The sequence below is a fragment of the [Clostridium] innocuum genome, from assembly GCA_012317185.1.
GTDB lineage: Bacteria > Bacillota_I > Bacilli_A > Erysipelotrichales > Erysipelotrichaceae > Clostridium_AQ > Clostridium_AQ innocuum.
This window is the reverse complement of the sequence record CP048838.1, coordinates 1,567,665-1,586,055: the sequence shown is the minus strand read 5'-3', so window position 1 is coordinate 1,586,055 and position 18,391 is coordinate 1,567,665. Positions and strand designations below refer to the sequence as shown.

The 18,391-nt window shown below is 46.3% G+C and carries 16 protein-coding genes and 2 pseudogenes; 5 read left to right on the top strand and 13 right to left on the bottom strand.

Translation table 11 applies throughout. The annotated features are described in order from the left end of the window. The first annotated feature begins 51 nt into the window (after positions 1-51). From G4D54_07615 to G4D54_07605, 3 genes and pseudogenes are all read left to right on the top strand, one after another. Complete coding sequence (locus G4D54_07615; protein QJA02300.1) at positions 52-1,725, top strand: Na/Pi cotransporter family protein; 1,674 nt, start codon at positions 52-54, stop codon at positions 1,723-1,725. Positions 1,726-2,449: 724 nt separating this feature from the next. Beyond that, positions 2,450-4,117, top strand: a complete 1,668-nt coding sequence (locus G4D54_07610; protein ID QJA02299.1) for a Na/Pi cotransporter family protein — start codon at positions 2,450-2,452, stop codon at positions 4,115-4,117. A 283-nt stretch (positions 4,118-4,400) separates the two neighbouring features. Further along, positions 4,401-4,565 (top strand): annotated as a pseudogene (locus G4D54_07605) (hypothetical protein). A gap of 164 nt (positions 4,566-4,729) precedes the next feature. On the opposite strand, the pseudogene G4D54_07600 reads toward G4D54_07605, so the two are convergent. The 3 genes and pseudogenes from G4D54_07600 to nadE form a co-directional block, all read right to left on the bottom strand. After that, positions 4,730-5,240: pseudogene (locus tag G4D54_07600) on the bottom strand (GNAT family N-acetyltransferase). A 55-nt stretch (positions 5,241-5,295) separates the two neighbouring features. Then, entirely contained in the window at positions 5,296-6,498 is a 1,203-nt protein-coding gene (locus tag G4D54_07595; GenBank protein ID QJA02298.1) for an AI-2E family transporter, read from the bottom strand. 69 nt (positions 6,499-6,567) lie between these two features. Further along, the gene (gene nadE, locus G4D54_07590; protein QJA02297.1) at positions 6,568-8,217 is read right to left on the bottom strand and encodes an NAD(+) synthase; all 1,650 of its coding nucleotides are present in this window, start codon (positions 8,215-8,217) and stop codon (positions 6,568-6,570) included. A gap of 122 nt (positions 8,218-8,339) precedes the next feature. Between nadE and G4D54_07585 the strand changes: the two genes are divergently transcribed. Beyond that, complete coding sequence (locus G4D54_07585) at positions 8,340-9,071, top strand: RNA methyltransferase (GenBank protein ID QJA02296.1); 732 nt, start codon at positions 8,340-8,342, stop codon at positions 9,069-9,071. 166 nt (positions 9,072-9,237) lie between these two features. Here the strand turns inward: G4D54_07585 and G4D54_07580 are convergent, their stop codons facing one another. The 5 genes from G4D54_07580 to G4D54_07560 all read right to left on the bottom strand — a co-directional run bounded on the left by G4D54_07580 (position 9,238) and on the right by G4D54_07560 (position 12,211). Then, positions 9,238-9,978: a tyrosine-protein phosphatase gene (locus tag G4D54_07580; protein QJA02295.1), complete on the bottom strand. Its 741-nt coding sequence runs from the start codon at positions 9,976-9,978 to the stop codon at positions 9,238-9,240. After that, positions 9,975-10,301 carry a rhodanese-like domain-containing protein gene (locus G4D54_07575; GenBank protein QJA02294.1) on the bottom strand — a complete coding sequence of 109 codons (327 nt, stop codon included), beginning with the start codon at positions 10,299-10,301 and terminating at the stop codon, positions 9,975-9,977. The genes G4D54_07580 and G4D54_07575 overlap by 4 nt, the downstream gene beginning before the upstream one ends. Before the next feature lie 9 nt (positions 10,302-10,310). Next, a complete protein-coding gene (locus tag G4D54_07570) occupies positions 10,311-10,655 on the bottom strand; it encodes an amino acid permease (GenBank protein ID QJA02293.1) in 345 nt (114 codons plus the stop codon). A gap of 1 nt (position 10,656) precedes the next feature. Beyond that, on the bottom strand, positions 10,657-11,094 hold the full coding sequence (locus G4D54_07565; GenBank protein QJA02292.1) for a peptidylprolyl isomerase: 438 nt from the start codon (positions 11,092-11,094) through the stop codon (positions 10,657-10,659). A 151-nt stretch (positions 11,095-11,245) separates the two neighbouring features. Beyond that, complete coding sequence (locus G4D54_07560; GenBank protein ID QJA02291.1) at positions 11,246-12,211, bottom strand: clan AA aspartic protease; 966 nt, start codon at positions 12,209-12,211, stop codon at positions 11,246-11,248. A gap of 278 nt (positions 12,212-12,489) precedes the next feature. Here G4D54_07560 and G4D54_07555 point away from each other — a divergent pair, with 278 nt between their 5' ends. Then, positions 12,490-13,350, top strand: coding sequence for a DUF4438 domain-containing protein (locus G4D54_07555; GenBank protein QJA02290.1), 861 nt, complete (start codon positions 12,490-12,492; stop codon positions 13,348-13,350). 278 nt (positions 13,351-13,628) lie between these two features. Here G4D54_07555 and G4D54_07550 read toward each other — a convergent pair whose 3' ends face one another. The 5 genes from G4D54_07550 to G4D54_07530 form a co-directional block, all read right to left on the bottom strand. Beyond that, positions 13,629-14,330 (bottom strand): Bax inhibitor-1/YccA family protein, encoded by a 702-nt coding sequence (locus G4D54_07550; GenBank protein ID QJA02289.1) that lies wholly within the window; start codon positions 14,328-14,330, stop codon positions 13,629-13,631. A 76-nt stretch (positions 14,331-14,406) separates the two neighbouring features. After that, positions 14,407-15,159: an N-acetylmuramoyl-L-alanine amidase gene (locus G4D54_07545; GenBank protein QJA02288.1), complete on the bottom strand. Its 753-nt coding sequence runs from the start codon at positions 15,157-15,159 to the stop codon at positions 14,407-14,409. Between the two features lie 14 nt (positions 15,160-15,173). Continuing rightward, positions 15,174-16,001, bottom strand: coding sequence for a hypothetical protein (locus G4D54_07540; GenBank protein ID QJA02287.1), 828 nt, complete (start codon positions 15,999-16,001; stop codon positions 15,174-15,176). A gap of 450 nt (positions 16,002-16,451) precedes the next feature. Then, entirely contained in the window at positions 16,452-16,898 is a 447-nt protein-coding gene (locus tag G4D54_07535; GenBank protein QJA02286.1) for a YaiI/YqxD family protein, read from the bottom strand. Continuing rightward, on the bottom strand, positions 16,891-18,090 hold the full coding sequence (locus tag G4D54_07530; protein ID QJA02285.1) for a threonine ammonia-lyase: 1,200 nt from the start codon (positions 18,088-18,090) through the stop codon (positions 16,891-16,893). The genes G4D54_07535 and G4D54_07530 overlap by 8 nt, the downstream gene beginning before the upstream one ends. Between the last annotated feature and the right edge of the window lie 301 nt (positions 18,091-18,391).

Sequence of the window (18,391 nt, the reverse complement as noted above, 5' to 3'; positions counted from 1 at the left end):
CTTCGTTATTTATACTAAAGCCGACTTGATAAGGAAAGGAAGCGATGATGTATGACCATTCAAAATGTATTATCTCTGTTGGGAGGTCTGGCACTGTTCCTATATGGAATGCATATGATGAGTGTCGGTCTGGAAACGGCTGCCGGGGACCGCATGAAAGCCATTCTGGAAAAGCTGACCAGCAACCGCCTGCTCGGTGTTGCCGTAGGAGCCGGCATCACTGCCGTTATCCAAAGCTCCTCTGCCACAACCGTTATGGTTGTCGGCTTTGTGAACAGCGGACTGATGACGCTGAATCAGGCAGTCTGGATTATTATGGGGGCCAATATCGGCACGACGATTACCGGGCAGCTGATTGCCCTGGATGCCTCCCGCATTGCCCCGCTGGTTGCCATCATCGGTGTTGTCATGGTGACCTTCCTGAAAGGAAAGCGCATCAATTCCATTGGAGACATTCTCGCAGGGCTTGGAATATTGTTTATCGGTATGGATATGATGTCCAATTCCATGACACCGCTGCAGGACTCTCCTGTATTCCTGAATGCCATGACCTCCATTTCCAATCCGCTGCTTGCGATTGCTCTGGGAGCCGGCTTTACTGCACTGATTCAAAGCTCCTCCGCATCCGTTGGAATATTACAGGCTCTGGCTTTGAGCGGACTGATTCCACTGTCCAGCTCGATTTATATCATCTTCGGACAGAATATCGGTACCTGCATTACCGCCGTGCTGGCATCCCTGAGTGCGAACCGAAATGCCAAGCGGACAACCATTATTCACTTATCCTTTAATATTATCGGAACCATGCTGTTCTTCTGCTTTATCCATATCTTTCCGTTTGTGGACTGGATGTGTGAAATCACTGCAAACCCGGCGGCACAGATCGCCAATACCCATACGATTTTCAATATCGTAACAACCCTGATTCTATTGCCGTTTGGAAACCGTCTGGCTCATCTCGCACAGCTGCTGATGCCGATACGCAAAGAAGAGTATCAAAGGGATGAAGCAAATCTGCCGCTTGCCTTTGTTGATGTCAATAATATTGGCAGTGTTCCGATTGCCATCTCCTCCCTGCGCAAGGAAGCGCTGGCGATGCTGAAAATGGCACAGACCAATTTGATCGAAGCACTGCACGGCGTTTGTCAAGAAGCATGTAGCATACAGGATATCGAAAAGCGTGAAAAGCGGATCGATTCCATCAATTATCAGATTTCCGATTATATGACCTCTGTATCCACCCTGCCTATGAATCCCACTGCATCCAATACAATCAATGCACTGTTTAAATGCTATGCGGATATCGAACGCATAGGAGATCATGCAATCAATATTCTGCAATACACCAAAAATGAAAAGGAGCGTCTGCAGGATGTCGGTGTGATTCGTGAGGAGCTGAAGCAGCTGGAGGAGCTGCTGGATAAAAGCTTCCAGCTGTTGTATACCAACCGTTTGGAATCACAGGATGAAAGTCTTTTGAAAATAGAACGCATAGAGGCCCGTATTGATGAATTAACGGCAGAATTCAGAAACCGGCAGATCGAACGCATGGTGCATAAGCAGATACATGCGAGAGATTGTGTTATCTACTCGGAAATCATGACAGATATCGAACGTGTCAGCGACCATATCATAAATATTATTGAAGAATGCCGCCGCTGCAGCTTTACCTTGAATGACGAGGAATTAAAGGATATGCCGCTGATTCAGGAATGTGCTGCATAATAAAACTTACAACGGTAGTAAAACAGGAACGCTGTATACAGAGACTGTTTGTATGGAAAGCTGATGAACGCGTCAGCATTGGGTAAAAAACAGTGTGTAGCTTTATTTTTTCGGAAGCTATTGGCATTTACTTTGCATGTGCATCACAACACCATCCTTATGAACAGGAAAACCGCATACTTCACAACTGCAGCTGCAGTTCTTTCCTAAATTCAATTTCAGCCGTATTCAAATATCCCTTCGATATTTCATAAACAGACACCAGCTCTTATCGTGCACAGATACCGCATTTTCCACATGCAGGCAATACAGCGGTTCTTTCTCGATTGTAGGGTAATATAAAACAGGAGACTTCATCACTATTGTATGTATCAATAGAAGCTGAAGTCTCCCTTTTGCATACACCCCAAATTAGAAAGAACCAATACAGCACCTACATTTGTTCCCTCGATATAGATGCAGGCTTTTTGATTTTCCGTATTTCCATCACAGCCTGCTTACTGTTTACAGCGATAGCGAAGACATCAACTCATGCAGTCATTTCACTGCAAATCTTAACCGTTATATTACATTTTCGATTGGAAAACGGTTTCAAATGAGATTTATAAATATTTTGTGTTAATTATTAACAGAGTCTTAACAAAACCTATATTGTATGAATATCTGTTTCCCGATATACTAAAACTATGTTCGTAACAATACTCGAACAGGAGGTTATGTATTCATGACATTTGATAGTATTCTGAAATTATTCGGGGGTCTTGCCCTGTTCCTGTATGGTATGCATATGATGAGCTCCGGTCTGGAGGGGGCTGCGGGAGATCGTATGAAAACCATTCTGGAAAGACTGACCAGCAACCGTTTTCTGGGCATTATCGTGGGAGCGGCCATCACAGCAGTAATCCAGAGCTCTTCTGCCACTACCGTTATGGTTGTCGGCTTTGTGAATTCACAGCTGATGACATTGAATCAGGCAGTCTGGATCATCATGGGTGCCAATATCGGTACGACGATCACCGGACAGCTGATTGCCCTGGATGCATCCAAGATCGCACCGCTTGTGGCTATCTTCGGTGTTGTACTGGTCACGTTTCTCAAAGGCAAGAAGGTCAATGCCTTCGGCGAGATCTTTGCCGGTCTTGGTATCTTATTCATCGGTATGGATATGATGAAGGATGCCATGGTTCCGTTACAGCAAAGTGAGGCATTCATTCATGCCATGACAACAATTTCCAACCCTGTTCTGGCAATTCTGCTGGGCGCTGGCTTCACTGCTCTGATTCAGAGCTCCTCTGCTTCCGTCGGTATCCTGCAGGCACTGGCTGTCAGCGGTCTGATTCCGTTAAGCAGTGCCATCTATATCATTTTCGGACAGAATATCGGTACCTGCATCACATCGGTACTGGCATCACTTGGCGCCAATCGAAATGCCAAGCGGGCAACCATTATTCACCTGTCCTTTAACATTATCGGTACAATTGTCTTCATGGCGTTTGCGGCTCTTGTTCCGTTTGTATCCTGGATGGAAAGTGTTACCTCCAATCCGGCGGCACAGATTGCCAATACACATACGATATTCAATATCGCCACCACGCTGCTGCTGATACCGTTCGGTTCCCGTCTTGCCAAGCTTGCGCAGGTAATCCTTCCTGTGAAGCAGGAGGAAATTGAGGATGCAGGCTACAACATACCGCTCACCTTTGTAGATGAGGACAATATCGGTTCCGTGCCGATCGCCATTTCCTCTTTACGTAAGGAAGCAATGGCAATGCTCCAGCTGGCAGAAACAAATCTTGCAGAATCCATGGATGCCTTATGCGGGAATGCCTTCAGTCTGGAGAAAATTAAAAAGCGCGAGAAACGCATTGATTATATCAATTACGAAATCACCAATTATATGACGCTGGTCAGCTCTCTGAAAATGAATGAGTCTGATTCCACGACCTGCAACGCCTTATACAAATGCTTTTCCGACATCGAGCGGATCGGCGATCATGCAATCAATATCATACAGTATTCCACCGATGAGGATAATAAGCTTTCCAGCTCAAAATACATAGAGGATGAATTGCATCAGCTGGCTTCCCTTCTTTCCAAGAGCTTCTCACTGCTGTCAACCTACAGCCTGGATTCTCAGGATGAATGCTTTGAAAAAATCGAACGGATCGAGGATCGCATTGACGAGCTGACCGCAAGCTATCGACAGGCACAGATTGAGCGACTGATGGAGAAAAAGGTCAATGTCTTGGATTGTGTCATCTATTCTGAAATCCTTACAGATGTGGAGCGTGTATCCGATCATATCATGAACATCATTCAGGAAGCCAAGCGCTGTAACTTCACACTGAGTGATGAGGCTATACAAAGCGACCCTGCCCTGTCTGCAGCCTGAGACACCGAATGGTGTCTTTTTTCATCCCTTCCTTTTTCAGCTATGTCTGATATATCCGTTTATAGGGTCCTACTTATGTATACAGTCAAATGCTGAACCGGTATGCGCCTCCTATGCATACCGGCTGTTATCAAATTTACAGCAATCTGCAGGAAGTGCTTCAAATGAACACCTTACTTTCTGATACTCCCTGCCTGCAGTCTATGATAAACCCTTCACAGGATTAAGGAATACAAGGTGTCTTTTTGCTCAGGTGCATGCTATACTTAAAGACAGAGGTGATGTGTATGGCTGTGGCCTGCCAATCTATTATCTGCTTTTATGCAAATGCGACTACTTCTGCGAACGGTTCCAGATGCACCATCTAAAGGGTATCTTCGCCTATGAAAAGACACTGGAAATATCCAATGCAAAGAAAGACGGCTCATGGAACCCCGGTATCCGCTAAATCAGGATGTTCAAAACCTTTATAGAGTCTCATCGTAACAGATGATAAAAGGCTTCTTAAACCATTGCGTACATGCAATGCTTTAGAAGCCTCTTTTCCTTATCCGATTCAGGAGATTCCCCATTCACCATCCTATACTGCATACAAGTATTATCCGCTTACTTCTATTCAAGCTTTTCATTGAATGCCTTATACGCTTTGATATTTTTGCATAACCGCTTCCCATATACCATCTGCGGCTGGTGAAAGCGTATCAAAGATTCCCGCTTTTTGAAGCCCAGAGCCTCCAGCAGTCTGCATGAGCGAATGTTTTTCTTTTGCGTTTCTGCTATAATGCTTTCCAGCGTTCCCTGTTCTGAAAGAAATACAAGAACAGCCTGGATTGCCTCTTTCGCATAGCCCTGTCCCCAAACCTCCGGTGCAAACTGATAGGAAATCTCCTGCTCCATGCCATTATGATAAGGTCCGATTTCAATCAGAATCACTTGTCCTGCGCACTGTAAAGCCCTGATTGTCTATCCCCATCATCATATTGCGGAGCTTTTCCTCTGCACTGGCCTTATCATAAGCACCACCAAGATAGGTACGTACCTCATCATCTGTAAAAAGAATTCGTACATCCGCCAAATCCGATTCCTTTATTTCATATATACTGCATCTATCTGTTTTCAGAATATGATCCTCCCAAAAGAAAAGCGGTGCCTGTTGAACACAGAATCCCCGCTTGCCTTTATTCTTCCAATTGCTCCATACGCTCTTCAATCTCCAGCGCTTCCTTCTTCATTTCTCTGGAAATACTCTCCAGATCAATTTCTTTTTTCTTTAAACGGTAATTTACAAATTCCTTCACCGCCATATAAATCACAGCAAAGCATGGTACACCGATAAACATACCGATGATACCGAACAGTCCGCCCCCTACACAGACGGAGAACAGAATACCGATACTAGGCAGTCCCAGCTTATCCCCCAGAATCAGCGGTCCCAGAATATTGCCGTCAAACTGCTGCAGGGCGAAGACAAAGAGTGCAAAGTATAATGCGGTAATCGGATGTATGATGAAGAGAATTACAATCCCCGGTACAGCACCGATAAACGGTCCGAATACCGGAATCATATTGGTAACACCGACGATCACCGATAACAGCAGTGCATACGGAAACTGAAAAATCAGAGATCCGATATAGCAGAGGATTCCGATGATCAGGGAATCGATCGCCTTTCCCACGATAAAGTTATTGAAGATATCACCGCTTGCCAGTACCATACGATGCAGATACTCGCTGATTTCCTTCGGAAACAGTGCATAGTTGATTTTTTTTGCATAGCCGGACAGACGTTCCTTGTCGATCAGCATATACAGACCAGCCATAATACTCAGCAGGATGTTCAGCAGTGTGCTTCCAAAGGCATAGGTGGCCTTTGCCATCTGCGGTAGTGCATCCGTTACAAAGCCGGTAAGCTTTTCAAAGAAATCGGTATCCGTAATGTAATTGGTGACCTGCTGGGTATCAATGGCATACTTTTCAACAAAATCCAATGCAAATTTCTGGAAATCCTCCACATAGCCCGGAAATGCCTTCACCAGGGAAAAGATGCTGTCAAACAGCTGCGGCAGCAGCAGTGCCAGAAAGGCACATACAATGATGATTCCAAGCAGAACTGCCAGTACGGCGGCAATGCTTCGTTTATGCTGCGGCTTCATGCGGAGCCTTCCAAGCAGCTTTACTTCAATCAGCTCCATCGGTTTATTTAACAGAAATGCTATCGCAAATCCAAGGATAAACGGTGTTGTCAGAGAACAGACGCGTCTGAGTGAGCGAATGATGAAATCAATTTTATCGAAAGCGAAATATATGCTGATTCCTATGGCGATCACAATCACATACAGCCATATTTTCTTTCTCATGTCCTCGGTTAATCTAAATTTCATATAAATCGCCTCCATCCCTATCTATTCTATCATGAAAATTCTGTTTCATTTCTTACAAATTCGAAAGTATTAGTCATTCAGGATCCTCTGCTTCAGCTCTTCAAACACATAGCGGTCCTCACGCATCTGCGCTTCCCTCGTATTGGCCAGTGTTCGTTTATGCACGCTTAACAGCGGTGGCAGCTGAAGACGCTTGAAAGCGTTTTTTGCCCTGGTGGTCAGCAGCCACTCCAAATCCTTTAAAAAGGCATCCGGGTCATCGAGATGATAATATTTCATCCAGCGTGCAATGTCCTGCTTCCAGATACTGCCGTCTGCATAGCTCTCCATAAATGAGCGAAGGCTGAGGTCTGTACCCAGATGCTCGATGAGATAATCATGATAGAACCATTTCATCGGATCAAACTGTGCATCCTTCAATTCCGCACTCGGCGGCATTGTCCAATCCACCCCATGCTCATGCACGCACGGCAGCAGATTCAGCGGCACCACCTCTTTGCCGAAGTGCGCATTCAATGCTTTTGACAAATCAAACAGCTGCACCTTGGTCAAATCACCGATGAGCGACAATGCCCCGATGCTGTCCCCGTAGAGGGTACAATAGCCCAGAGCGGTTTCCACCTTATTCCCATTATTCACAACAACACCGCCAAGAATACCTGCAAAGCCGCTTAACAGATAACCGCGGGAGCGTGCCTGTACATTTTCCATTACCAGCGAAGGCATTGCTTCCACCGCGTAGCCGTATTCCTTATGAAACAGCTCAACACTTGCCTGCACGAGTGTTTCCATGTTTCCCTCCTGATATGCAATGCCCAGAGCCTTCGCCTCCGCAGCAGCATTGGAAATGGTCGTCGTACTGTTGTGGCGTGTTGCTATGTTATAGCCGTAAACACGTTTTGGCCCCAGGGCGGCAACCAGTAGTGCAGCCGTCACACTGCTGTCCAACCCACCGCTCATACCGACGATCCAGGGAATTGCACGATTAAATATCTGCGCATCAAAATCCCGGATTCCCAGAAGCAGCGCATCCAGCAGCTGCGGCTGTGTGGATTCCACTTCCCTTGTTTCCGCAAGATCTACAATCTGCATTTCCTCATGAAACCAAGCAGCCTGATAAATGGTTTTCTTCTGCATGCGGACACCGCTGCCTCCGGCCATGACCACAACATCCTTGCCACTGTTCTGCATACCGAGGGCATTGGCATAAATGACATTGCCCTTTAAGCTGTATGTCTGATCAAGCTCGTACATTGCGGCATCCAGATTGATATTGATATCTGTTAACTGAACCTCACGTCCAAAATTCAATGCAAAGACGTGTCCCTTAAATTCAATGGCGCTGTTGATCGGGTTTTCCTCGAAATAGCGCGCATCATCCATATAGGGCGTATTCCGCTTAACCCGCATATGCGTCTGCTTGCGATACGCAAAAAATGCCGCATTGAATCTTCTGCGATTGCGATAGCGGATATTTCCCCAGACAATGGCAATATCCTCACTTTCCGCAAGCAGTGCTTCATTGAAGCTGTCCACATAGCGGCACCAGTCATCATCCAGCCACTGATCACCGAGCAGATATCCGCTGACGGCATTCTGCGGAAATACGATCATATCCGCCTGTTCCTCTCTGGCCTTCTGAATCATCTGTTTCATATAGGAAACGTTTTCCTCACATTTTCCCTGTTTGACATGCATGGTCACAACGGCAACCTTCATGATATCCCTCCTCATCTTCAACATGAGTATCATACCATGAATCGTACGAGAATTGAAGAATTCCCTTTTAAAGTTGCGGCATCTCCTATATAATATAGAAACAGGAAAAGTGAGGTTGTTGTATGGAACAATATATCGTAGAGGGGAATATCTCTGTAAAAGCCGTTTTACTCGCTCAGAAGCGGGATATCATAAAAATCATGGTCGATGAGAAGAAAAAGGATCGCGATACCGCCTTTATTCTTCGTCAGGCAGCACAGCGCAATATCCCGATCGAACAAAACAGCCGGGAAGCCATTGATGAGCTTGCACAGGGAAAAACGCATGGCGGGCTGCTGGCACTTTGCGGGGAGCGCAGCTTTCAGACACTGCAGGCTGTCGCTGAAAAGGATTCAGTTTTTCTGGCACTGATCGAGGGGGTGGAGGATCCCTTTAATTTCGGCTACATACTGCGTACGCTGTATGCGGCAGGCTGCGACGGCGTCATCATTCCACCGCGGAACTGGACTACTGCTGCAGGAGTTGTTACCAAAGCCAGTGCAGGCGCCAGTGAATATCTGAATCTGATTGTCGCAACGGATATGGAGGCTCTGCTTCATGAAATGAAGCAGGCAGACATACAGCTTATATGTGCACAGCGCAAGGATGCAATCTCCCTGTATGACTATGCCTTTCCTTTAAAGCTGTGTCTGGCAATCGGCGGTGAGATGCGCGGGTTGAGTAAGCATGTGCAAAATCACAGCGACCAGAATCTGTTTATTCCCTATCGTCAGGATTTCCGCAATGCCATGACGGCAGCGGCATCTACGGCAATCTTCGCCTTTGAGCTTGTCCGTCAGAAAACAGCAGACTAACCATCCAAACCATGCAGCTTCAGCTGTATGGTTTTTCTTTTTTATATGCGCCGATACAAAAAAACTGTATCTGCAGGAGAATGTCGCAATGACATTTCAGACCTGCACATACAGTGGTATTTGCGTAGCTGTCAGTAAGCATGAAGTTCCTGCATGCACTGGCTCGTTACGGCTCCTGCAGCAGTGCAGACAGCTCTTCCAGCTCATCCTGACGCATGCCGATGGATTTCAGATAGGAAAAACAGCCTGCTTCATCCAGCATGGTGAGCAGCGGCTGCAGCATGTCCGGTGTGCTGTCAAGCAATGCGCGCACTGCCTGGATCGCCATTACATCCGCCGGAAGCATCCGGTTTACACCCAATGCATTATAGGTGGCGGACACCTGATAATCCGCAAGGATATCCTCATTGCATACACCGCACAGCTTCAGCAGGAGTGCTGCCAGTATGCCGGTGCGATCCTTGCCTGCCGTACAGTGAAACAAGACTGCATGTCCTGCTTTCCTTGTATTTCGTATATGGCGAAGTGCTGCACATACCGCCTCCGGTACGGCTCTCACCATATCCACATAATCCAGCTTCATACTGTCAAGAAATCTCTTTTGAGCCTGCTCATCCAATGAATCCGCAAGCGGCACCTCCTCCTTCATAAAGGGAAGCGATACCCGCGCAATTCCATAGCGTTCGCTGTCATAGGGTGCCTGTATCTGTTCCGTTTTGCCGCGAAGGTCCAGAATCAGCTGAATATCAGCTTCCTGCAGCTTTTTCCAGTCCTCCTGTGTCAGGTTATTCAGCATATCACTGCGATAGCAGCACTGCCATGCCGTTATCGTTTCCCCACAGGGATAGCCGCCGAGATCCCGTACATTGCCGGCTCCCTGCAAACGCATACGGCGTGCTGTCCTCATTTCTGACTCCCTGTTTTTTGTTCATAGGGCCAGTGAACGATACCGCCGATGTTATACAGCTCATCATAACCAAGAGCCCGCAGCTTCTTCAATGCCGTCCTGGAACGCTGCCCGCTGCGGCAGTACAGATAATGCGGCTTCCCTTTCGCCACAACAGCAGCTGCCCTGTCTTCCAGCTCACTCAGGGCAAGGTGATCCGCTCCGGGAATATGACCATCCCGATATTCATCCGTTTCCCACACGTCGATCAGCTGGATGTCTTTCCCTGCATCCAGCTCCTGCTTTACTTCCTCCATTGTTTTATCAAAAGAAAATCCAAACATAGCCGCCTCCTAATCCACGAACAGATAGCCGCAGAATATATATAGCATATTGATGTAAAAGGACCCCATGCCAAGGTATGCAAACCAGCGGTTCACAATGGCAAGATCCAGATAACCCAGCTGCATAAAGAGCAGCAGAAGAACGATAACGATTGCGACCACCTTGCGAAAAACAGCATTGCTTCGCTTTTTACGATTCAGTGAAACACCGAACATAAACAGAGAAGCAACCATGATGATGATCAGCAGCGTATGTACAAAGCCGCCCTTCAGCCAGGTTTCCACCAGTTTGGTAAGAAAGGCTGAAAGTACGATGATCAGCAGCGGTGTTCCCAGTCGTTTGACATCATCCATTTTATACTTCCTCGATGACCACTTTTTTCATAACATCGCCGTTGCGCATATTGCGTACAGCGCCCAGATTGTCTGTCACCTTGCCGAATACGGTATGTACCCCATCCAGATGCGGCTGCGGACAGTGGCAGATAAAAAACTGACAACAGCCGGTATCCTTACCGCGATGTGCCATAGACAAGCTTCCATCCTCATGCTTATGCGGGTTGTTTGCCGTTTCACAGGGAATCGTATAGCCCAGATCCCCGGCACCGGTTCCATATGGGCAGCCGCCCTGCGATACAAAGTTTTTAATGACACGGTGAAAGGTTTTGCCATCGTAATAGCCCTCCTTCACCAACTTGACGAAATTCTCAACGGTGAGCGGAGCATCCTCCGGATACAGCTCAAAGGGAAGCTCTGCCCCGTTCTCCATTGTTATTGTTCCATGGTATATCATGTTCATTCCTCCTATTTCATTCTATAAATATACTATAATCCGACAAAAAAAACAACCGCCGGGAAGCTGAGGCGGTGGAAAGCATACAAACGGAAGCGTCGGTTCAAACTCCTGCAGTTCCCTGACTTTCAGCCCTCCAAAAGGAAAAGGGTTATGCCAGCAGTACCATATTGGCACTGTTCAGGATGCGTATTCTGCGCTTTCTGAAGATTTCGTTTCCGAATACTCCGTCAAATGCAAAATCATCAAACAGCCTGACCCGCCCTGTCATCGTATCCTTAAGGGTGATTTCAGCCTTATCCAGATAAAGCGTCCATTGCTTGATAATCTTTAAATCCATCCTTTCCAGTCCATGCACGCCAAAGCCCATGGCACTGCCTTCATGTACAACCGTGAGCGCATGCTCCTGAATCGCCTGATCCCCAATCCAGCTGACACGGGAGCCGCTGTCAAAGCCAAACAGCGAAATCTCCTGATCGGCTCGTTTTACCAGAAAGCAGGGAAAGCTTCCCTTCAGCATATTGGGATAGGGGATCCGAAACCTGTTTTTCAAAACGATGAACTGCTTTGCGACATCATCCAGCTCAAAGTCAAGCTGATGCAAAATATCCCAGCCAAGAATCCCGTCGAAGCCGAACAGATCGATGTTACCGAAGCGCAGGGAAAAATCTGAGGAATCCAGTGCAATCATCGCCATGTTTAAAACCTCCAGTCCCCCCAGCTGGACGGAGTCCGCTACCAGCCCCTGCATATCCCGCCGGGTTCCGCCGATACTTCCAATCTGCAGTTTACCTCCTGTTTTTTTCAGCTTCAGCTGTGCAATTTTTTCACTCTTGATGCCGCTGATCTGTGCTCCTGTATCCACAACAAAAACAGCCCGTACATGATTGATATAGACTGGAATTGTAAACAGTCCGAAGATATTGCGGGAAAGCGGAAGGGAAAATTCACGCTGATAATAGCGCAGCTCCCATGCATGTTCCTTCCCCATCACCTGCTCCTGCGCTTTTAATAATGCACTCGGAAACAGACCAAGGGATACCCGTTTCCTCTGTTCCTCATATTCTGCCGGCTGCACATGAGCGGCAGGATGACTTTGTACCTTACAGCTATGCATGCCATCACCTCCTGTCTTTTGTGTACGATTATATCATAAGCATATGTGAGAATTGTGGGTTACTTTCCTTATGGTGCGGATTTTTATCAATTTCTCAAGTTTTTCGATTGCAGCTGCCTGTTCAAGCAATTCCGGTACAGCCTGCTGTACACGCATCCTGGCATAAAATGATGGAAGCGTTGGAAAGAATACCCACAGATTACGTTTTCATGTTGAAGAGTTCTTCATGGTATAGTAAAATGGATGCATGGTAAAAACATGGAAAAGGAGTGATTGATATGCAGACAAATAAAGCTTCACTGCCTGTGATGAGTGTTCAGGGAAAGGTGGATCATCCCATCATGAGTGGAAACGGATATCGTGTCGGTTATGACGGATATGGCAGAATCCCGATGGCGACAGGCGGTATTATTTACAACTATAAAATCGGTGATTCCTGCATGGGTATTGCAGGAGATCACATAGAGCCGGGCGTTAGTCTGAAGAATCCTGTAGAAAAAGAAAACAATGCACTGCAGGCCTTTGCCTGTATCGGAAACAGGGCGAAGGTCATCAGCGGCGATGCAAAGGGCAAAGAGGGCTATGTGACCGGAAAGCATGGCGGTATTGATCATGTAATGGTTTATTTCGATGAAGAAACGCTGGAGCTGATGACAACAGAGGATAAGGTGCTGATCAAAGCCTGCGGACAGGGACTTAAACTGATCGATCATGAAGAGATACAGCTGATGAACATCGATCCAGCGCTGTTTGAAGGACTGGGAATCGTAGAGGAGGAGCAGGGAATCAAAATACCGGTTGTGACCTGTGTTCCGGCCTATCTCATGGGAAGCGGTTTGGGAAGTGCGACCACCATGCTGGGGGATTACGACATTATGACGCAGGATGCACAGGCAAATAAGGAATTCGGAATCAATGAGCTGCGCTTTGGTGATCTGGTCATGATTCAGGATCATGATAACCACAACGGTCCGCACTATCGCAGGGGAGCGGTATCTGTCGGTATTGTTGTGCATGCGGATTCCTATACAAGCGGACACGGCCCCGGACTGGCTGTGATTATGAGCAGTCGGTGCGGAAGCATTGAGCCGATTCTGGATCCAAACGCGAATATCGCAAACTATCTGCATATAAAATAACTATACCAGCTGCAGCATATTGGATATGTACTGCGGCTGTTTTCATATGCCGGTATCATCTATGAACCATTCGAATCAAAAGCGGATTGCAGAAAACCGCCATATAGGATACACATATACGCCTACTGTATACACCTGCCTATTCAGAGAAGATTATGATTTCATACGCCGAGTACCCTCATGCCTTATGACATGTTGGCTTTTTTGTATCCTGTACACAAAAAAATGCTTCCATACCGTTCTCATGACGGCGGGAAGCATTCTATTAACCTATACAGCTAGTCTCTGTTTCCTACAAAACGCAGAATATACAGGAAGATATTGATGAAATCCAAATACAGCTCAAAAGCAGAATAGATCGAAAGCTTTTTCAGCATTTCTTCATCCCCTTCATAGCTTGCATACAGTGCCTTCATCTTCTGTGCATCATAGGCAGTCAGTCCGGTAAAAATCAACAGACCGATGGCACTCATCAGCATTGTGCTGGTATCAGCCCTCATGAACATCATAATAACCTCAGTGATGATCAAAGCAAGCAAGCTGCCAAAGAGAATCGGTCCAAAGCGGAGCAGATTCATTTTCGTCGTATATCCGATGACAGCCAGACTTCCGAAATACACAGTCGTCATCAAAAACGCCATAGCCAGTGTACCCGGCAGGTATACAAGAGCAAGCGTTGAGAAGGTGATACCGGTCAGCATAGAGTACGCCAGGAATAAAATCTTGGCACTTGTGGCGGACATCTTCATCAGACGTGCCCCCAGAGCGATGACCACACCGAATTGTGCGGCAATCAGAATCAGTGGCGCAAATCGCATAGTATAAATATAATAAATCAAATCTGTGGAGTATACAGCAAAGGCAGTAGCCGTAGTCACCAGAAGACCCAATGTCATCCATCCAAATGTACGTACAGCATGCTTCTGCAGGCTGGTTGCTGCATATTGCGGCTCAAAATAATCTTCATTGCGTTCAAACATAAATATTCCTCCTTTTCCTATAGTATAAGTCATATTGTATCATTTTTACAGTAAAATAGAAAGATTTTGCGGTATTTTATGATTCTTTATCAAATGCATGCACAATACCATCCGCAATCGCCTTAGCCATTGCCTCCTGATTCTTCTCTGATTTCAGATAGGACAGGTCACCATCATTGGATAAAAAGCCTGCCTCCACTAAAATAGTCGGAATATCGGTATATTCCATCAGAGAAAGCGGGGCCTCCGCCTCATCCTTCAGCCCTCTGCTTTTCATCCCCTTCAGACCCGTGAGCTGTTTATTTACCTGCTTTGCCAGTGCCCTGCTTTTCGCATCACTCTCTCTTACCCAGATTTCCGCACCCCTTGCGGAATCCTGCGCTGTATCCGAAAAATTCATATGAATCGATATAAAATAATCCGCTTTTGATGTGTTGGCAATGCGGGAACGCTCCAGCAAATCCTTTTCATTATCCGACGGCCAGGACACCTTGTCCTGCACTCGTGTATACACAACATCCACATCCTGCTTCTCCAGCAGCTTTCCGATTTTTTTCGTCAGCTGCAGTGTAATGTTTTTTTCCTTTGTGCCATCCGCCGCAACACTGCCGTCATCATAGCCGCCGTGACCGGCATCCAGAACAACCCGTCGCTTTGTGACCTTCTTTTCTTCAGCCTGCTTCTGTGTACGGATAACCAGTGTTTCCGCCTGCTGCTTTTTATCTGCTTTTTCCTGTGCATAGGCATTTCGTATAAAGGGTACGATTACGAAACAGAATACAATGACAGAAAAGAACAAAGCATGTCGCTGTACAAAATTCTTTTGCATGAAATCACCTCATGTTAGTTATATACATCTTTTTTCAGCTCCTGAATCTCCTCATATGCCGGACTTTCCTTATCCAGCCGTGAGGCATAACGCTCCAGAAGCCTGCGTGTACGTTTTTCATCATCATCCAGATATGCCAGAGCATAATGCAACACCACGTCGGTTACATCACTGTGTGTGGCTAACAGCTTTTGAAACATCTGTTCTCCTTTTTTTGATTTTAGTGCGATATATGCTTTTGCCTGTTCATACTGCATCCCGACACGGAAGAAATCGCTCGTTTTGGAAAATACATGCAGAAACTTATCGACAAATGCGATAAGTACACGGTACTGTTCCTTGTCCCTGCGTCCCTGCTCCATCAATATATCCAGCAGAAAGGTAACCACACCAATCATATCCAAGCCATCGTTAACCTGATACATCATAGCTTCCAGGCTGTCAATATGAAATCTTTTCGCAGTTTTAAACAGCAATCGGAACTGTTCCAGCAAATCCGCCGCAACCTGTTCACTGCCCTGTTCCATCAAATCCAGAATCGCATCGGATATAAGACCGTAATGGGTAAAGCCGAAGTCCTCTCTTCTTGCAATCTCCAGCACCGCTTCATCGATGAAGGCTTTGGGGAACGTTGCATGGGTATCGTCAATCTTCTGTGTTTCAAAGATAGCATCCGCGACTGCAAGATCGTTGTAGGTGGCTTCCAGACGCCCCCGAATACCCTCACAGGTAAGCGTACACCCAAGCTCCGTAAGATACGTATTGATTTCTTCACTGCGCATACCTCTGATTTTGTTCACCATGTCCTGCGACGTAACCTTTTGCAGATACAGCTCTTTCATACGATTCACTCCATTTCTCGTTCCTGCAGCTTCCCGGGGTGGTACCGGACTTGATTGTCCGATGCTACTTATCTTTGGAATTTTCAAATCCCGAGTCATAACGATATCATTTTTTTTACAAATTTGCAACCCATGTTCTCTCTGCCATCTTTTGAAAGGCCTTTCTCCGATTGACTGACACAGCTGACAGCTTACCATACCGTTGATGGTGTTCTTTATGAAAAATATTGCTGGTGAAGTGTATGCAGTGCACAGACAGCTTGTGATTTCCTTGATTGTTCAGGCATCCAACACCCTGTCTTGACAGCGACTTATACAAAACAGTGATTCACTACGATTCTAAATGCAAAAACACAGAATCGCTTCCACTGGACTGTGAAATGGTTCTGTGCTTTCTATTATGGTATACCCCATTCAAACAAATGGGGAAAACAGCCGGTATATCCGTTTTTATTTATCCTGCAGACTTTCACACAATGCATACAGACCATCCAGAAACCGTTCATTGTCCTGCTGTGTCCGCTTTTTCGCATGATTTCCATAATTGCCATGCTTACGCTCCACACTGCAGACATGACGCATTGTGAGAAGGCGATTGATATTTTCTGTTGTATAGGGGACTCCATTGCAGGAGATTGGATATCCTTCCTTACTGAGAACCAGTGCAGCCAGACCGTAATCCTGCGTAACAACAATATCTCCCTTTTTTACATGCGACAGCAACAGAAAATCCGTACTGTCTCTTCCTTTATCCGCCATAAGGATAACGACATGCTCATAGGGAAAGACATGGGAGGTATCACATACCAGTGTTACAGGAAAACCGAAATCCTCTCCTGCCTGCAGGGTTTCCTCAATCACCGGACAGCCGTCCGCATCGATATAAATATCAGACATGCTCGACCAGATGCGGGTCATAGCCGTTGTTTTTCAGAATTGCAAGCACATCTGCGATATGCTTGTTATCATTGGTTTCAATAATAACGCCGACTCTGCACTGATTAAACAGCATGGCATTCTGAATACGGTTATGATTTACAGAAATGATATTGGCTCCGGTTCTGGATATCAGCTCAATCATACGGGACAGATTCCCCGGCTTATCCATAACGTTCATATTGATGACTGCCTTGCGTCCGGTCTTCATCAAGCCGAGGTCGATTATTTTAGACAGCAGATTGACATCGATATTTCCTCCGGAAAGGACTGCAACGCATTTGTGATGCTTCAGATCCACCTTACCGAACATCGCCGCCGCAACACTGGTGGCTCCGGCTCCCTCAGCGACCATCTTCATTTTCTCTAGCAGTGTCAGTATGGCAGCCGCAATTTCCTCCTCACTGACGGTTACCACCTCATCCACGTACTTGCTGCACAGCTCATAGGTCAGCTTTCCCGGAGTTTTTACAGCGATTCCGTCCGCGATCGTACTTACATTCTGCAGCTTGATAATCTCCTTCTTTTCCAGCGACTGCTTCATGCTCGGCGCATGCTCGGACTGAACGCCGATAATACGGCAGCTGGGACGCATTGCCTTGATTGCAACGGCAATCCCGCTGATCAGACCGCCCCCGCCAATCGGTACGATTACCGTATCCACATCACTGAGCTTATCCAGAATTTCCAGACCGATCGTACCCTGTCCGGCAATGACATATTCATCATCAAAGGGCTCCACGAATACTGCGCCTGTGATTTCCTGCAGATTCTTCGCATACTCATAGGCATCATTAAAGGTATCTCCCTGCAGTTCCACCGCAACACCATAGCTTCGCGTTGCTTCAATTTTAGACAGCGGAGCGGTTTTCGGCATAACGATTGTTCCCTTGATTCCCATCTTCATGCAGGAATAAGCGACTCCCTGTGCATGGTTTCCGGCACTTGCGGCTATCACGCCCTTCTCGCGCTCCTTTTGTGTCAGAGAATGCAGCTTATGGTAAGCTCCACGCAGCTTAAAGGCACCGGTTCCCTGCAGATTTTCCGCCTTGATCCACAGATTTTCATGCAGCTTATCCGCATGCACCAGCGGTGTTTTGGAAATAACATCCTTCAATACTTCCTTGGCATCATAAATATTTGAAATATCCATACAATTTCCTCCTGTATCCTTATCTGTATTGTACTATGAATATCACCGTTCGAAAAGAGTGTTTTTCTACAATTTGGATACATTTTATTCACATTGTTTTTATATTGCATACAATCATCTATGTTATGCATACATATTTGTTTCATCGTATATATATCGTAGAATCCTGTATATCGTATCTGTTTCAGTATTCCCCGCCGATCTTCCTTCATACCAATAGCCGCGTCCGTCCGCAGCCATTCTCCTTATAGAAGTATAACCGTAAAAAAACTGCCGTCTCCAGTTGGAGAACAGCAGCTTT

Bases quoted from the DNA above. Each gene is read 5' to 3' on its own strand.
- G4D54_07615 (QJA02300.1), top strand. From the start codon at position 52: ATGACCATTCAAAATGTATTATCTCTGTTGGGAGGTCTGGCACTGTTC.
- G4D54_07610 (QJA02299.1), top strand. From the start codon at position 2,450: ATGACATTTGATAGTATTCTGAAATTATTCGGGGGTCTTGCCCTGTTC.
- G4D54_07595 (QJA02298.1), bottom strand. From the start codon at position 6,498: ATGAAATTTAGATTAACCGAGGACATGAGAAAGAAAATATGGCTGTAT.
- nadE (QJA02297.1), bottom strand. From the start codon at position 8,217: ATGAAGGTTGCCGTTGTGACCATGCATGTCAAACAGGGAAAATGTGAG.
- G4D54_07585 (QJA02296.1), top strand. From the start codon at position 8,340: ATGGAACAATATATCGTAGAGGGGAATATCTCTGTAAAAGCCGTTTTA.
- G4D54_07580 (QJA02295.1), bottom strand. From the start codon at position 9,978: ATGAGGACAGCACGCCGTATGCGTTTGCAGGGAGCCGGCAATGTACGG.
- G4D54_07575 (QJA02294.1), bottom strand. From the start codon at position 10,301: ATGTTTGGATTTTCTTTTGATAAAACAATGGAGGAAGTAAAGCAGGAG.
- G4D54_07570 (QJA02293.1), bottom strand. From the start codon at position 10,655: ATGGATGATGTCAAACGACTGGGAACACCGCTGCTGATCATCGTACTT.
- G4D54_07565 (QJA02292.1), bottom strand. From the start codon at position 11,094: ATGATATACCATGGAACAATAACAATGGAGAACGGGGCAGAGCTTCCC.
- G4D54_07560 (QJA02291.1), bottom strand. From the start codon at position 12,211: ATGCATAGCTGTAAGGTACAAAGTCATCCTGCCGCTCATGTGCAGCCG.
- G4D54_07555 (QJA02290.1), top strand. From the start codon at position 12,490: ATGCAGACAAATAAAGCTTCACTGCCTGTGATGAGTGTTCAGGGAAAG.
- G4D54_07550 (QJA02289.1), bottom strand. From the start codon at position 14,330: ATGTTTGAACGCAATGAAGATTATTTTGAGCCGCAATATGCAGCAACC.
- G4D54_07545 (QJA02288.1), bottom strand. From the start codon at position 15,159: ATGCAAAAGAATTTTGTACAGCGACATGCTTTGTTCTTTTCTGTCATT.
- G4D54_07540 (QJA02287.1), bottom strand. From the start codon at position 16,001: ATGAAAGAGCTGTATCTGCAAAAGGTTACGTCGCAGGACATGGTGAAC.
- G4D54_07535 (QJA02286.1), bottom strand. From the start codon at position 16,898: ATGTCTGATATTTATATCGATGCGGACGGCTGTCCGGTGATTGAGGAA.
- G4D54_07530 (QJA02285.1), bottom strand. From the start codon at position 18,090: ATGGATATTTCAAATATTTATGATGCCAAGGAAGTATTGAAGGATGTT.